General features: G+C 71.2%; 12 protein-coding genes. 6 read left to right on the top strand and 6 right to left on the bottom strand.

The features are described from left to right. Nucleotides 1-405: 405 nt before the first annotated feature. Nucleotides 406-1,755, bottom strand: coding sequence for a DNRLRE domain-containing protein (locus AB0M54_RS36315; protein ID WP_364476366.1), 1,350 nt, complete (start codon nucleotides 1,753-1,755; stop codon nucleotides 406-408). Between the two features lie 95 nt (nucleotides 1,756-1,850). On the opposite strand from AB0M54_RS36315, the gene AB0M54_RS36310 reads away from it, so the two are divergent. Next, entirely contained in the window at nucleotides 1,851-3,095 is a 1,245-nt protein-coding gene (locus AB0M54_RS36310) for an MFS transporter (protein WP_364476364.1), read from the top strand. 47 nt (nucleotides 3,096-3,142) lie between these two features. Then, a complete protein-coding gene (locus tag AB0M54_RS36305) occupies nucleotides 3,143-4,117 on the top strand; it encodes a hypothetical protein (protein ID WP_364476362.1) in 975 nt (324 codons plus the stop codon). Here the strand turns inward: AB0M54_RS36305 and AB0M54_RS36300 are convergent. Continuing rightward, entirely contained in the window at nucleotides 4,114-4,965 is an 852-nt protein-coding gene (locus AB0M54_RS36300; protein WP_364476360.1) for an esterase-like activity of phytase family protein, read from the bottom strand. The genes AB0M54_RS36305 and AB0M54_RS36300 overlap by 4 nt on opposite strands. A 217-nt stretch (nucleotides 4,966-5,182) precedes the next feature. On the opposite strand from AB0M54_RS36300, the gene AB0M54_RS36295 reads away from it, so the two are divergent. Beyond that, a complete protein-coding gene (locus AB0M54_RS36295; RefSeq protein ID WP_364321419.1) occupies nucleotides 5,183-5,875 on the top strand; it encodes a hypothetical protein in 693 nt (230 codons plus the stop codon). Nucleotides 5,876-5,925: 50 nt separating this feature from the next. Here AB0M54_RS36295 and AB0M54_RS36290 read toward each other — a convergent pair whose 3' ends face one another. Both AB0M54_RS36290 and AB0M54_RS36285 read right to left on the bottom strand, forming a co-directional pair. Continuing rightward, entirely contained in the window at nucleotides 5,926-6,732 is an 807-nt protein-coding gene (locus AB0M54_RS36290) for an SAM-dependent methyltransferase (RefSeq protein ID WP_364476358.1), read from the bottom strand. A gap of 21 nt (nucleotides 6,733-6,753) precedes the next feature. Continuing rightward, nucleotides 6,754-7,347 carry a hypothetical protein gene (locus AB0M54_RS36285; protein ID WP_364476356.1) on the bottom strand — a complete coding sequence of 198 codons (594 nt, stop codon included), beginning with the start codon at nucleotides 7,345-7,347 and terminating at the stop codon, nucleotides 6,754-6,756. A 177-nt stretch (nucleotides 7,348-7,524) separates the two neighbouring features. On the opposite strand from AB0M54_RS36285, the gene AB0M54_RS36280 reads away from it, so the two are divergent. Genes AB0M54_RS36280 through AB0M54_RS36270 form a run of 3 tightly spaced genes read left to right on the top strand, consistent with a single transcriptional unit; the run spans nucleotide 7,525 to nucleotide 10,048 of the window. Continuing rightward, on the top strand, nucleotides 7,525-8,520 hold the full coding sequence (locus AB0M54_RS36280; protein ID WP_364321428.1) for an ABC transporter substrate-binding protein: 996 nt from the start codon (nucleotides 7,525-7,527) through the stop codon (nucleotides 8,518-8,520). Further along, on the top strand, nucleotides 8,517-9,296 hold the full coding sequence (locus AB0M54_RS36275) for a class I SAM-dependent methyltransferase (RefSeq protein WP_364476354.1): 780 nt from the start codon (nucleotides 8,517-8,519) through the stop codon (nucleotides 9,294-9,296). The genes AB0M54_RS36280 and AB0M54_RS36275 overlap by 4 nt, the downstream gene beginning before the upstream one ends. Beyond that, the gene (locus tag AB0M54_RS36270) at nucleotides 9,293-10,048 is read left to right on the top strand and encodes an ABC transporter permease (protein ID WP_364321434.1); all 756 of its coding nucleotides are present in this window, start codon (nucleotides 9,293-9,295) and stop codon (nucleotides 10,046-10,048) included. Before AB0M54_RS36275 ends, AB0M54_RS36270 begins: the two co-directional genes overlap by 4 nt. 111 nt (nucleotides 10,049-10,159) lie before the next feature. Here AB0M54_RS36270 and AB0M54_RS36265 read toward each other — a convergent pair whose 3' ends face one another. After that, the gene (locus tag AB0M54_RS36265) at nucleotides 10,160-11,959 is read right to left on the bottom strand and encodes a rhamnogalacturonan lyase (protein WP_364476352.1); all 1,800 of its coding nucleotides are present in this window, start codon (nucleotides 11,957-11,959) and stop codon (nucleotides 10,160-10,162) included. 163 nt (nucleotides 11,960-12,122) lie between these two features. After that, entirely contained in the window at nucleotides 12,123-13,280 is a 1,158-nt protein-coding gene (locus tag AB0M54_RS36260; RefSeq protein ID WP_364476350.1) for a PP2C family protein-serine/threonine phosphatase, read from the bottom strand. Between the last annotated feature and the right edge of the window lie 183 nt (nucleotides 13,281-13,463).

The raw sequence follows: 13,463 nt of genomic DNA, 5'->3' as shown, positions 1-13,463 counted from the left end.
GTGCGATTTCGCAAGATCAGCTTTGGTCGGGGCGCGGAAGGGCGGGTGCCCTGCAGCCGGCGCCGCGTGCAGGGGGTCAAGGCGGGCAGGCCGGACCGACCACCGATCTGGACCGTTCCGGGGCGTTGTTGCCCCGCATGTGCACGATCTCGCGGACCTGGTGGGAGCCCGGCGGCGGAGACGGTCGACCGGGCCGGACGCGACCGGGCGGGCGGAGACCCGGGTCAGCGACAGCTGATGAAGCGCGGTGCCTCACGAGGCTTAGGTGGGGCGGGAGTCGGTGGGATCGCGCGGGAGGGTGAGTGGGCACGGGCGTGGAGGCGTAGCGGAGCGAGCCGACCCTCGGCGGGAGCTGCGGTCCGCACCACCCACCCGGCTACGACCTCACGATCTTGATCTTGAAGGTCAGTGGCAGGCGCCGGTGCCGGAGTCGGTATAGGTCTGGCCGGCCACCGGGATGAACTGCCAGTCGTAGGACGTGCTGTGCAGGGTGAGTTGGAGGACGCCGTAGGTGGAGCTGTTGCGGGCCTCGCTGTGGGGTTGGATCGTGCCGAAGGAGTAGTGGCCGGCGCCGCCCATGCCGGCTACCCAGGTGCGGAGGCCACGGGTGGTGTCGACGGCGCCGGACGGGTTCGTGGGGGCGAAGCGTTCGTACTGGTGGTTGTGGCCCCAGATGGCGACGTCGGCGTTGTTGTCGTAGAGGGCCTGGTAGAGCGGGCGCGTCGAGGTGGATGGGGCGTGGTTGGCGCCGCTGGTGAAGAGCGGGTGGTGCCAGTACGCCAGGGTGCACGGTTTGGTGCTGGCGGCCAGGTCGGAGCGCAGCCACTGGGTCTGTGCCGAGGTGGCGGTCATGCTGATGTTGGAGTTCAGCGCGACGATGTGCCAGTTGCCCAGGTCGTACGAGTAGTAGCCGCGACCGCTCGGGCCGGCCCGGGCGCCGAAGTACGTGTAGTAGCCGGTCGCGCCGGAGGTGTTGTAGTCGTGGTTGCCCGGCGACGGGTAGGTGCGGGACAGGTGCCGTCCCCAGGTCGGCGCGTAGTAGCTCGAGAACTCGGACGCCGTGCCGTTCTCGTACACGTTGTCGCCGGTGGTGAAGACCGTGCCGTCGATGCCGTCGAGGAGGGTGGCGGTCGCGCTGTCGCCGGAGCCCGAGTCGGCGATGTCGCCCGCGCCGACCAGGACCGGGTCGGCCGACGGTTCGGTGGCGCCGGTGGTGACGACCAGCTGGGGGCCGGTGGCGCCGCTCTCCCGGGTGTCGAAGTAGGCGCCGTCCGAGTTCGACGACGTACCGGCGAAGCCGAACGTGCCGTTGCCGGTGATCGCCGGGGTGACGTCGACCTCGTACCAGCCGCTCGCGCCGACCGAACCGATCGAGCCGAGCGCGCCGCCGTCGATGGCCGGCTGGTTGGCCCACGTGGTGCCGGTCTCCGACCAGGCGGTGTTCGACGTCGCCGACCAGGTGCCGCCGCTCGGGCTGCCGCTGTTGCCGCTGATCGTGTGCAGCCGCAGCCGGGCCGAGGTGATCGTGCCGCTGACTCCGCTCACGGTGAACCGCAGGAACGTGCGCCGGACCGGCGAGTTGTCCACGACCACCTGGGCCGAGGTGCCGTAGTTGGCGCCGGCCGTGTCGTTCTGCACGTACGTGTCGGCGACAGCACTGAAGGTCGAGGTGGCGGCGGAGGCGGGCGACGCGGCCGTGACCGTGAACGCGGTCGCGGCCAGCAGGAGGGCAAGAACGGCGCGGCGGGCTCGCATGTCTCAGCAATTTACGCAAGTCGATGGACGGTCGCACGGCCACTGAGTGAACAATTCGTGAGTTCCGTTGTGCGGCAACGGATCCACCACCGACGATGGCAGTTGTGTACCTGTCCACCGTGTCCCGGTCGCCCGTCGGCAAGGGGGCGGTCGTCGGCGGCAACGTTCTCGCGCTGGGAACGGTCAGCCTGATCACCGACGTCTCCAGCGAGATGATCACCGCGATCCTGCCCGTCTACCTCGTGGTCGGCCTGCATCTGAGCCCGCTGGCGTTCGGGGTGCTGGACGGCGTCCACACCGGCGCGACCGCGGTGCTGCGGCTGGCCGGCGGGTTCGTCGCCGACCGGGTGCGGGCGCGCAAACTGGTCGCCGGGTTCGGCTACGGGCTGTCGGCCGTCATGAAGCTCGGTCTGCTGGTGGCGGGCCGGTCGGTGGGCGCGCTGGGCGTGGTGATCGCGGCCGATCGGCTGGGCAAAGGATTGCGTACGGCGCCCCGCGACGCGTTGATCAGCCTGTCGGTGCCGCCCTCGCAGCTCGGGCGGGCCTTCGGCGTGCACCGGATGATGGACAGTGCCGGGGCGTTCCTCGGACCGCTGGTGGCGCTCGGGGTGCTGTTCGCGGCGGGCGGAACGTCGTACGACGCGGTGTTCGTCACGAGCTTCTGCGTGGCGGTGTTCGGCGTGGTCGTGCTCGTGCTGTTCGTCCGCGAGCACCAGGCCGTCGTGCCCGCCCGGTCGGTCAAGCTCGCCGAGGCCGCGCGGTTGCTGCGGGAGCCGCGGGTACGCCGGTTGCTGGTGGCCGCCGGCCTGCTCGGGCTGGCCACGATCGGGGACGGGTTCGTCTACCTGCTGCTCCAGCGCGGCAGCGACCTGTCGGTGCGCTGGTTCCCGCTGCTGGCCGTCGGGACCAGCCTCGCCTATCTGCTGCTGGCGGCGCCGCTGGGCCGGCTCGCGGACCGGGTCGGACGGCTCCGCGTGGTGGTCGGTGGGTATCTCGCGCTGGCCGTGATTTATCTGCTGCTGGCGGGGTCCGGCGGCGGCTGGGTGCGGCTCGGGGTGGTGCTGGCCGGGTACGGGCTGTTCTACGCGGCCACCGATGGGGTGTTGATGGCGCTCGCGGGGGCGATCATGCCCGAGCGGGTGCGGACCACGGGGCTGGCGCTGGTGCAGACCGGGCAGGCGCTGGCCTACCTGGTGTCGTCGGTGCTGTTCGGGGCGGCGTGGCAGCTTTGGGGGCCCGATGTCGCGATCCGCGCCGCGGCGGTGCTGGCCCTGGTGGCGGTGGCCGGGACGGTCGCGCTGACGCGTATGGGTGCGCAGAGCGGTAAGGCCGACCAGTGAGCACGCGACCAGTGGTGCCTATATGCGCTCAGAGCAAAGGGGGCGGGATGAGGACCAGGGCACGGCTCGGGATCGCGGCCGGCGCGGCGGCGGTGCTGGCGACAGTGGCGGCGGGATATGCGGCAAGCACACGCGAGAACGCGGTCGTCCCGGCGTACACCGGCGAAGTGGATCTGAGACCGGGCCCGCGCCTGCTCACCGTGACCGACCGGCACCTGGCCGCGGTCGAGCTGGACGACCCGGACGGGCCGCGGAGCGTCTCCCCCGTCGAGTGCCTGCGGGCCTACGCGGCGGCCGGGACCGGGGTCTGCCTCCGCCCCACCGACCCGTGGTCGAACGAGCTCGTGGTGCTGGACGCGGACCTGAAGCCGAAGCGCGCCTTCGCGATCCCGGGCCAGCCGAACCGGGCCCGGGTGTCGCCGACCGGCCGGATGGTCGCGTGGACGACGTTCGTGGGCGGGGACTCGTACGCGACCGGTGGTTTCTCCACGCGCACCGGCATTCTCGACACGCGCACCGGCGACAAGGTCATGTCCCTGGAGGACTTCGCGGTAACCAAGGGAGGCAAAGGCGGCAAGGCCTACCGCAACGTGGACGTGAACTACTGGGGTGTCACGTTCGCGCGGGACGACAACACGTTCTACGCGACGCTGGGGACGGGCGGGAAACGGTATCTGGTCCGCGGGGACTGGCGAGCACGCGAGGTCACGACGCTGAAGGAGAACGTCGAGTGTCCGTCGCTGTCGCCGGACGAGACGCGGATCGCGTTCAAGGAGGCGGTCGGCGGTGATCCGGCGCGCGGGTGGCGGCTGTCGGTGCTCGACCTGGCCTCGATGCGGGTGACCGCGACCGCCGAGACGGCCGGCGTGGACGACCAGGCGGCCTGGCTCGACGACCGGACGCTGGCCTACACCCTGCGGCAGGACGACGGGCGGCCCGACATCCATCAGGTGCCCGCCGACGGGAACGGCGCCCCGCGCCTGCTGGTGCGGGGCGCCGAATCGCCGTCGGCGCTGGACTAGTTTCGCAGGCCGGGCACCTCGATCGTGATGATCTCGGTGTCGTCCGGCCGGCCCGCGATGCGGCCGTCGTTGCCGGGGAAGTTGTTGTCGTTGGCGACCAGCACGCGGTTGCCGGTCAGCGGCAGCACGGTCTCGACCGACTGGAGCGGGAACGAGAACAGCGGGCCCACGCCATACTCGCCGGGACGCGCGGGGAGCGACACCGAACGAGGGTCGGCGATGCGCATCAGGTCGACGACCGGCCGCCGCGGCAGGTAGCCGTCCGAGCCGACCTGGTCGAGGTCGGTCTCGATCAGCCGCTTGATCTTCGAGGCCGGGCCCATGCCGCCGTCCCGCTCGATCAGCAGGATGCGCCGGCCGTCGAGCACCGCGGCGTCGCCCACCGCCAGGGAGGCGTCCTCGTTGGCGAAGGACCAGGTGCGGCCGGTGTACGCCGCGCGGCGCACGTCGAACTCGTAGACCACGCGGCGGCGCTGGTCCGGATCGTTGACCCGGGCGCCCTCGAGGATCGGGTAGAGCGTCCAGCCGTCGCGGCTGACCGCCATCGCCTCGAAGCCCTTGCTGGCCGACAGGTTCGGGGTCTCCCCCGGCGCCAGGTACGGCGACTGCGGCGACCTGGTGCCGTCCGGCAGCGGGATCGGCGCCTGCAGCACCTTGCCGGTCTCGTCCGTGCGGAGCAGGAACGGCCCGAACTCCTCGCCGAACCACAGGTCGCCGCGCGCGTCCCGCTGGAGCGACTCGAGGTCGAAGTCGGCGCCGGTCAGCAGCCGGTCGGCGGTGTCCTGGTTGACGATCGGGAACGGGATCTTCCGGTCCGGATCGCGCAGGCCGATGAAGCCGGTAGTCAACGGCCGCCGGGCCGGCGGGCACGACCGGCAGCAAGAGAATCGCGAGTAGGGGCAGTTTGCCTGACAACGGATCTCCTTAACGGTTTCGGAAAATCAGGGCGTCACCGCCGCGTACGGATCATGATCCACAGAATCGGCCATCGACATGGACACATGGTTACGTCCACGGGGGCGAAAGGGTGGACAGCGGGCCGCGGCAGCCGCCATCATGCCCGGCGTGGCATCGAAGGACACATTGGATAAATTGACCTGGCCGCCGTCGAAGCCGGACGGTGTGTCACTGATCGAGCTGGTCACCGCGCTGCAGTTCCTCGCCACCGACGAGGACCGCGACAAGGGCGTGAAGCAGACCCGATGGGACGCCGACACACCCGGCTCACTCCAGGTGCTGAAGTCCGGCGTGACCAGCGTGACCAGGTGGTGGCTCAAGCGCGCGGGCGCGGCCGGTGGCGCGGCGGGCCTGCTCGCGGCGGTCGGCGGGGTGATCATCAGCTCGGTCACGCCGTTCCGGGACACGCTCGGCGAGCCGATCGCGGTGGCCCTGGTCGGCGCGGGCTCGCTGATCATCGCGGCCACGGTGCTGGCGCTGGCCCACTTCGTGACCGGTGACCTGCGGGCCCGGTCCTACGCGACGGCCGCCCGCACCGCGGCCCGGGCCGACGTGGCCAGCGCCTATCTGACCGGGACAGCGGCCGGTGAAAGAGCCGGCGAGCCCGCCGCCGACCTGAGGCTCGAGCTGATCGCGGCGTTCGGCGCGTTCGACAGCGTCCACGTGCGGGTCAGGGGCGAGCACGCCTGGGTCGAGGCGATCGGGGTGCGGCGCGGCAGCGAGGGCTTCCAGGTGCGTCTGAAGGACGGCGACTGGAAGCCCCTGGCCGAGATCGAGCAGTACACCACCGTCCGGGTCTAGCCTTGTTTCACCTTTGCCGCGCATGATGGCGCCCCGGAAGCGAATGTGGCCTAGCGGATCCGACCGGCGGCGGCGTACATGGACACCTCGGCGGCCGGCGGCGGCTCGCCCTCGGCGCGCCACTCGGCCAGCGGGACCACGCCCGGTTCGGCCAGGTCGAGGCCGTCGAAGAACCGGGCGAACTCGTCGCGGTCGCGCAACCGCCCGGCGCCGTGCTTCCCGGACTGGATCATGGCCGCGGCCTCCGGCGGCAGCCAGTCGGCGGTGGCGTGCGACATGACCAGCCAGCTGCCCGGCGGCAGGGCCGCGACCAGGCGTTTCACCACGCCGTAGGGGTCTTCGTCGTCGGTCACGAAGTGGAGCACGGCGAGCAGCAGGAGCGCGACGGGCCGGCTCAGGTCGAGCGTGTCGGCCACCTCGCGGCTCTTCAGGATGGCCTCGGGTCGGCGGACGTCGGCGTCCAGGTAGGCCGTCCGGCCCTCGGCCGAGCTGGTCAGCAGCGCCCGCGCGTGGGCGAGCACCAGCGGGTCGTTGTCCACGTAGACGATTCGGGACTCGGGGGCGATGAGCTGCGCGACCTCGTGCGTGTTGTTGGCCGTGGGCAGCCCGGTGCCGATGTCGAGGAACTGCCGGATGCCCGCCTCGCCGGCCAGGTGGGTGACCGTGCGGCGCAGCAGCCGGCGGTTCTCCACCACGGCCGTGCGGATGCCCGGGAACTTGGCCGCGATCGCGTCACCGGACTCCCGGTCGGCCGCGAAGTTGTCCTTGCCGCCGAGCCAGTAGTCGTAGCGCCGGGCCGGGTGCGGCACCGAGGTGTCGATCTTCGGAGCCTCGCCGCCCGGGTTCTCGGTCTGCATCGCGCCATCCTAGACATTGATTCACTGGAACTGACCCACCAAGATGTCCCAGCTGACCTTGGTGATGGCCGCCGCCTCCGTGCAGATGGCCTCGGCCTCGGCCCGCAGCTGGGCCGGCGGTTGCGGCTTCTTGCTCAGCCCGTAGCACGGGACCGGGTCGCGCAGCTGGCCGTACGTGCCGAGGAACTGGTTGATCAACCCGAAGGCGCCGCCGTAGAGCAGGTCGGCGTTCTTCGGGTCGCTCGCCCGGAGCACGATCCCGGTGGTCTCGGCGACCTGCTCGGCGGCGGCGAGGGCCTTACCGCACTTCTTGTCACCGAGGGGCGTGGTGCGGGTGCATCGGTCCAGGTTCGCGCCGGGGTGCGCTTTCATGGCGGTACGGAAGGCTTTCCGCATCTCGTCCTGAAGGTAATCCCTCGTCGGCGTGGCCGCGATCGACGCCGAGGGGGTGGCCGACGACGGCGCCGGGACCGGGGCCGACGACGCCGGAGCGGGCGGCCGCGCCGGCTCCCCGCCACAGCCCGCCAACGCCAGGACCAGCAGGAACGCGGTGACCACCGCACCCCGGCGTGACGCCGAGGGCGATGCATAGGGGTGCTCGGAGCAAAGGGCCATGAACGGGACGTTAGGCGGCCCGTCCACGGTGGAGGCGCTGCCTGGCCGCTAACGGACAGGTCAGGGCCTTCATCACGGCCTCCGGCTCATGTGGACAGTCAAGTTCCGGACACTGCGGGAACGTCGCCAGATCAATACCCTTCAATGGGTCAAACGACGCCTCACGGGGAGGCCCCGATGGGCCGGTTACGAGCGTTTCTCTCGATCGTCATCGTTCTTCTCCTGGTCGGAAGCTGTTCGAGTGAGCCCGACGACACAGCCCCCGAACTCCGCAAGATCGTCTATCTGACCGCGTTCGGCGCCGCCGGCCGGGACGCCTTCGCCTGGATCGCCCAGCAGAAGGGCTACTTCCGCGAGGCCGGCCTCGACGTCGAGATCCAGCTCGGCGCGGCCACCGGCGAGAACCTGAAGACGCTCGCCGCCGGTCGGGTCCAGTTCGCCAACAACGACCTGATCGGCGGCATCATCCTGGCCGGCAAGGGGACCTACCCCGACTTCCGCGCGATCGCCGCGATCCACCAGGAGACCCTGGTCTCGATCGTCGCCCCCAAGGACGGGCCGGTGCGGAAGCCCGCCGATCTCTCCGGGAAGACGCTCGGCGCGGCCACCGGGTCGGTCAATCAACTGCTCTTTCCCGCGTACGCCAAGAAGGCCGGCCTCGATGCCGGCACGGTGAAGTGGGTGAACGCCTCGCCCCAGCAGGTCCCGGCGCTGATGGCGTCGGGCCGGGTCGACGCGCTCAGCACCTTCCTGATCGGGCGACCGGGCGTCGAGAAGGCGGCCGGCAAGCCGATGACCGTGCTGCCGTACAGCGAGTTCCTGCCCGAGCTGTTCGGCAACGCCATCATCACCAGTACCAAGCTCATCGCCGACGACCCCGATCTGGTCCGGCGCTTCCGGGACGCCGCGCTCAAGGGCCTGCAGTACACCCTGGAGCATCCCGACGAGGCGGCCGCGCTGCTGCATCAGAAGAATCCGGCGAGCGCCGCCGAGTCCGCGAAGGGCGAGATCGCGCTGATGACCCCGTACACGAAACCGGCCGCCGGCCAACCGCTCGGCTCGATCGACCAGGCCCGGGTGACCACCGCGATCGGCGTGCTGGTCGAGACCGGCCTGATTCCGCCGGGGCTGACCGCCGACAAGGTGGTCGAGTTCCCGCTGACCCCGCGATGACCGGTTCCCGGTACGCCTTCGACAACGACCACAACGAATCAGCCAACCGGCACCGCCACCTGGCCGCCATGTACGACGACTTCACCCTGCGCCGGATCACCGAACTGGGCCTGGCCGCCGGCCGGCGTTGCCTGGAACTCGGCGCGGGCGGCGGCAGCGTGGCCGCGCGCCTGGCCGGCCTGGGCGCGAAGGTGCTGGCCACCGACCTGAACGTCCGCCACCTGCCGCCCGACGGCCGCTACGACATCCTCCAGCACGACCTGCGGCGCGACCCGGTCCCGGCCGGGCCGTGGGACCTGATCCACGCCCGGCTGCTGCTGCTCCACCTGGGTTCCCGCGCCGAGATCCTGACCAGACTGGCCGCGGCGCTGGCCCCGGGTGGCGTGCTGCTCATCGAAGACTTCGAGACGACGTTCCGCAAGGGCGTGCTGCGGGCGCCCACCCCGGCCGACGCGGCGATCTACGACGCGTACCACGAGGCCCTGGCCGAGCGGGTGATGCCGAGTTTCGGCAACGACCCGACCTGGGCCGGGCGGGTGCACGCGGCGATGCTCGACGCCGGGCTGACCGACGTCACCACCGAGGTGCACGCCCGGTCGTGGCCCGGCGGCTCGGCCGGCGCCCTGCTCCAGGCGTCCAACATCGTGCAGCAACGGGCCGCTCTCCGGGACGCCGGTCTCGCCGACGCCGACCTCGACCGGATCCTGGAGCTGCTGAACGACCCCGGCATGGTCGTACGCGGGCATCTGCTGTATTCGACGGCCGGTCGGGCATGACCCGCACCGGCTTCCTGGCGCCCGTGGTGACCGCCGCCGGCGCGGTCGCGCTGTGGTGGTGGCTGACCGACGCGTTCGACGTCCGCCCGTTCTTCCTGCCGTCGCCACCGGACATCGTGACCGCGTTCCGGGCCCAGCCGGCCTACCTGCTGGCCGAGCTGGGCCACACGGTCACGTCGACGCTGCTCGGCTACGGCCTGGCCACCGCGGCCGGGGTGCTGATCGCGATCGGGCTGACCGCGTCCGACCTGGTCCGGCGGGCGACGTTGCCGCTCCTGGTCGCGGTCAACGCCGTACCCAAGGTCGCCATCGCCCCGCTGCTGGTGGTCTGGCTCGGCTTCGGCCTGCAACCCAAGATCGTGCTGGTCGTGCTCATCTCGTTCTTCCCGATCGTGCTCTCCGCGTCGGCCGGTCTGACCTCGCTGCCGATCGAGCTGACCGAGCTGTCCCGGTCGATGGCGGCGTCGCGCTGGCAGGCGTACGCCCGGTTCCGCCTTCCGTGGGCGCTGCCGCAGATCTTCGTCGGCCTCAAGGTGGGCGCCACCCTGGCCGTGATCGGCGCCGTGGTGGCCGAGATCAGCAACCCGCAGACCGGCCTGGGCGCGGTGATCGCCCTGTCCAGCGTGAACGCCGACACTCCCCTGGCCTTCGCCGCCGTCCTGCTCCTGGCCCTGCTCAGCGTCGCCCTGTTCTACGGGGTGGTCGCGCTCGAGCGCCTCGCCCTCCCCTGGGCCCGCGCCATCACCGGCTAGTGGTAGCCCCTGGCGGTATCCGGGCGGCGGATACCGCCAGGGGCTACCACTGCGACGAAGCGCGCCCGGGCCACTGCGCCGATTCAGAAGACCCGGGCGGCCGTCACCGCTCTAGGAAAGAGCGAAACTCGGGTGCGGCGGCTGGTTGTAGGCGGTGTTCTGCCAGGCCACGGCCTCGCGGTACTGCCGGTCCTGCATCAGCGACGGCCGCGAGATGCTGGTCGGGTCGGTCGTCGAATAGATCCGCAGCGCCCGGTTGTCGCCGGTCGGCCAGATGACCTCCTCGCGCCAGTCGCCGAGGATGTCGGCCTGGAGCGACGGCGTGGCCTTGGTGCCGTTGTTCGAGTGCACGCCGCTCGCGGTCAGCAGCCGGGTGTCGCCGCCGGTGCCGTACTTGTCGATGTGGGTGGCGTCGAGCAGCTCCCGCTGGGCGTCGCCGTCCCACCAGATCACGAAGTTGGCCGAGCCGGGCTTGCGGCCGACGGTGCCGCCACCGGTGTTGAGCAGACCGTTCACCGCCGACGACCACGATTCGGCGCCGGGGCTGCCCGCGTAGATGTCGGCCGACACGCCGCGCCCGTTGTCACAGCCGCAGGAGGCGTTCTGCCAGATGATCTGACCGGTACGCGCGTCGCCCATCCACGCCGCCGGCTTGGACGTGGACTCGTTGACCTTGAAGACCTCCAGCCCGGCGCGGCTCGGGATCAGGTCACCGACGTGGTAGGCGTCGCCGTGGCCCATGCCGTTGGTCCACAGCCCGTTGCCGTTGTCGTCGATCGCCATCGCGCCGTACATGATCTCGTCGCGCCCGTCGCCGTCCACGTCCGCGATCGACAGCTGGTGGTTGCCCTGTCCGGCCCAGGCCGAGCCGTTGGTGGACGAGTTGCTGTCGAAGGTCCAGCGCCGGGTCAGCGTCCCGTTGCGGAAGTCCCAGGCGGCGACGACGCTGCGGGTGTAGTAGCCGCGGGCCATGATGATGCTCGGGTACGACCCGGTGACGTACGCGGTGCCGGCCAGGAACCGGTCGACCCGGTTGCCGTAGCTGTCACCCCACGACGACACGGTGCCGCGGGCCGGCACGTAGTTCGTGGTGGCCGCCGCCCGGCCGGTCGGCCCGTTGAAGACGGTCAGGAACTCGGGCCCGGTGAGGATGTAGCCGGACGAGTTGCGATAGTCGGCCGACGAGCCGATCACGGTGCCGCCGCCGTCCTTCGTACCGTCGGCGGTCTTCATCGCCACCTCGGCCTTGCCGTCGCCGTCGTAGTCGAACACCTGGAACTGCGTGTAGTGCGCGCCGGCCCGGATGTTGCGCCCCAGGTCGATCCGCCACAGCCGGGTGCCGTTCAGCTTGTACGCGTCGATGAACACGTTGCCGGTGTAGCCGGACTGCGAGTTGTCCTTGGCGTTGGACGGGTCCCACTTGAGGACGATCTCCCACTGGCCGTCGCCGTCCAGGTCGCCCACGCTCGCGTCGTTGGCCGAGTAGGTGTACGCCACCCCGTCCGGCGTGGTGCCGCCGGCCGGGATCTGGATCGGCACGTCCTGGCTGGCGGCGAGGGTCCGGACGGGGTCACCGGCGGTCAGCGTCTCCACGCCGGCGCCGACCCGGTAGGTGGCGCCGGCCGGGGCGCCCGCGTCGGTGAAGTTGGTGACGGTGCTGGTGGCGACCGCCTTGCCGTCGCGGTAGACGGTGTAGGTCGCGCCGGCCGGGTCGTCGCCGAGCTGCCGCCAGGACAGGAAGGTGCCCGTCGTGGTGCGCATCGCGATCAGGCCGCGGTCGAGCTTCTCCGTCGCGCCCCGGGCGACCGGCGCCGGGGGCGGCTCGGCCGCGTCCGCTTGCGCCGCGACGACGACGCCACCGGCCGTGGCGAGGAGGACGCTCGCCGCCGCGAGGACTTTCACAGGTTTCATCGAGACCGTCCCAAGGGGGCTCGGGCCGCGCCCGCACCGCGGTGGAACGGCGCGAGCCGGCAGCAGGAAAGCGCTTACCTGGCCTGCATACCGTAGGCATCGCATATACACGTGTCAATGGGAGCGCTCCCAAAACGGCGCCTGACGCCAATCGGTGCGACCGTCAGTGGCGCCACTGGAGCATCGCGGCGGTGGCGTCGTCGCGCAGCTCGCCTTCCTCGTACGAGATGATCGCGTGGATCAGCCGGCGCATCATCTCGGCGGCCGACACCCCCCGGGCCTGGGCGTCCAGCATGAAGGCGGCGAGCCGGTCGGGGCCGAAGAGGGTGCCGCTCGCGTCGCGGGCCTCGGTGACGCCGTCGGTGTAGAGGACCAGCGTGTCGCCGGGCTGGAGCTGTTCCTCGACGACCGCCGGGGGCCGGGTGACCATGTGCTCGAGGCCGAGCGGCAGCGTGTTGGGCGAGGGCAGCGAGGGGATCCGCCGGCCGCCGCGCAGCAGCAGCTCGGCCGGGTGCCCGGCGCTGATCCGGCGGTAGCGGCCGGTCGCGGTGTCGAGCTCGGCCAGCAGCGCGGTGACGAAACTGCCCGGGTATTGAGCGCGGATCCACTTGTCGATCGAGCGGCAGGTGTCGACCAGGGAGAGCCCGGAGCGACGGGCGTTGCGGTACGTGTTGAGGGTCAGCGTGGTCAGCGCGCTGGCGCTGATTCCGTGGCCCACCGTGTCGAAGAGCCCGACATGCAGCACGTCGCCGTTGGCGGCGTAGTCGAAGGCGTCCCCGCCGACGTCGTAGCAGGGCTCGAGCACCGCGGTGACCAGCGTCCCGTCGACCGCGAAGGTCAGCGGCGGCAGCTGGTTCCAGATGATCTCGGCGGCCAGCTGCATGGGCAGCCGCCGCCGGGTGTGCTCGACCGCGTCGCCGTAGAACCGCCGGCTGGCGATCAGCTCGGCCACCAGCGCGGCGATCACGTTCATGTCGTGCCGGGCCTCGTCCGAGGGGTACGCCTTGACGCCCAGCTCGAGCACGCCCAGCCGCTCGGCGCCGTGCAGCAGGGGCAGCCACAGCCGCCCGCCGTCGTCGGTGGCCAGCCACGCGTCGCTCGCGGTGGTGAACGCCCGCCCGGCCGGGGTGCCCTCGACCGGCCACGACTCCACGCCCGCGTCGGTGCCCCGCAGCGGGCACAGGTCGAGCTGGCCGTAGTCGATCAGCAGCACCGCCGCGGTCTCCGCCCCCAGCATCGGGGCAGCCTGCGCCAGCACCGCGGGGAGGTCTTCGGCCCGGCCGCGGTGCCGCAGATCAAGGAGCCGCCTCACGGCCTCCATCGGCGCATCCATTGCCCCCATCCTTGCCCACCCGGGCGGCCGGGACCATCCGGGGATGGCAAGTCCCTGCAAATAATCTGCAAACGTCAATGCCTTCCCAATTCGGAAAGGCTGTGCTTTTCTGTGCGTGGGAGCGTTCCCACGCACAGCGCCAGCCGCATTCCACCGTGCGGCGCGCGAATT

This window comes from Actinoplanes sp. NPDC051470 (genome assembly GCF_040682035.1).
GTDB lineage: Bacteria > Actinomycetota > Actinomycetes > Mycobacteriales > Micromonosporaceae > Actinoplanes.
The sequence above is the reverse complement of the archived record's forward strand: the minus strand, read 5'-3'. Positions and strand labels throughout refer to the sequence as shown.

What these genes read in the sequence shown, in the direction of transcription:
- AB0M54_RS36305 (WP_364476362.1), top strand. Translation starts at nt 3,143, where the DNA reads ATGAGGACCAGGGCACGGCTCGGGATCGCGGCCGGCGCGGCGGCGGTG.
- AB0M54_RS36280 (WP_364321428.1), top strand. Translation starts at nt 7,525, where the DNA reads ATGGGCCGGTTACGAGCGTTTCTCTCGATCGTCATCGTTCTTCTCCTG.
- AB0M54_RS36265 (WP_364476352.1), bottom strand. Translation starts at nt 11,959, where the DNA reads ATGAAACCTGTGAAAGTCCTCGCGGCGGCGAGCGTCCTCCTCGCCACG.
- AB0M54_RS36285 (WP_364476356.1), bottom strand. Translation starts at nt 7,347, where the DNA reads ATGGCCCTTTGCTCCGAGCACCCCTATGCATCGCCCTCGGCGTCACGC.
- AB0M54_RS36310 (WP_364476364.1), top strand. Translation starts at nt 1,851, where the DNA reads ATGGCAGTTGTGTACCTGTCCACCGTGTCCCGGTCGCCCGTCGGCAAG.
- AB0M54_RS36260 (WP_364476350.1), bottom strand. Translation starts at nt 13,280, where the DNA reads ATGGAGGCCGTGAGGCGGCTCCTTGATCTGCGGCACCGCGGCCGGGCC.
- AB0M54_RS36315 (WP_364476366.1), bottom strand. Translation starts at nt 1,755, where the DNA reads ATGCGAGCCCGCCGCGCCGTTCTTGCCCTCCTGCTGGCCGCGACCGCG.
- AB0M54_RS36275 (WP_364476354.1), top strand. Translation starts at nt 8,517, where the DNA reads ATGACCGGTTCCCGGTACGCCTTCGACAACGACCACAACGAATCAGCC.
- AB0M54_RS36290 (WP_364476358.1), bottom strand. Translation starts at nt 6,732, where the DNA reads ATGCAGACCGAGAACCCGGGCGGCGAGGCTCCGAAGATCGACACCTCG.
- AB0M54_RS36270 (WP_364321434.1), top strand. Translation starts at nt 9,293, where the DNA reads ATGACCCGCACCGGCTTCCTGGCGCCCGTGGTGACCGCCGCCGGCGCG.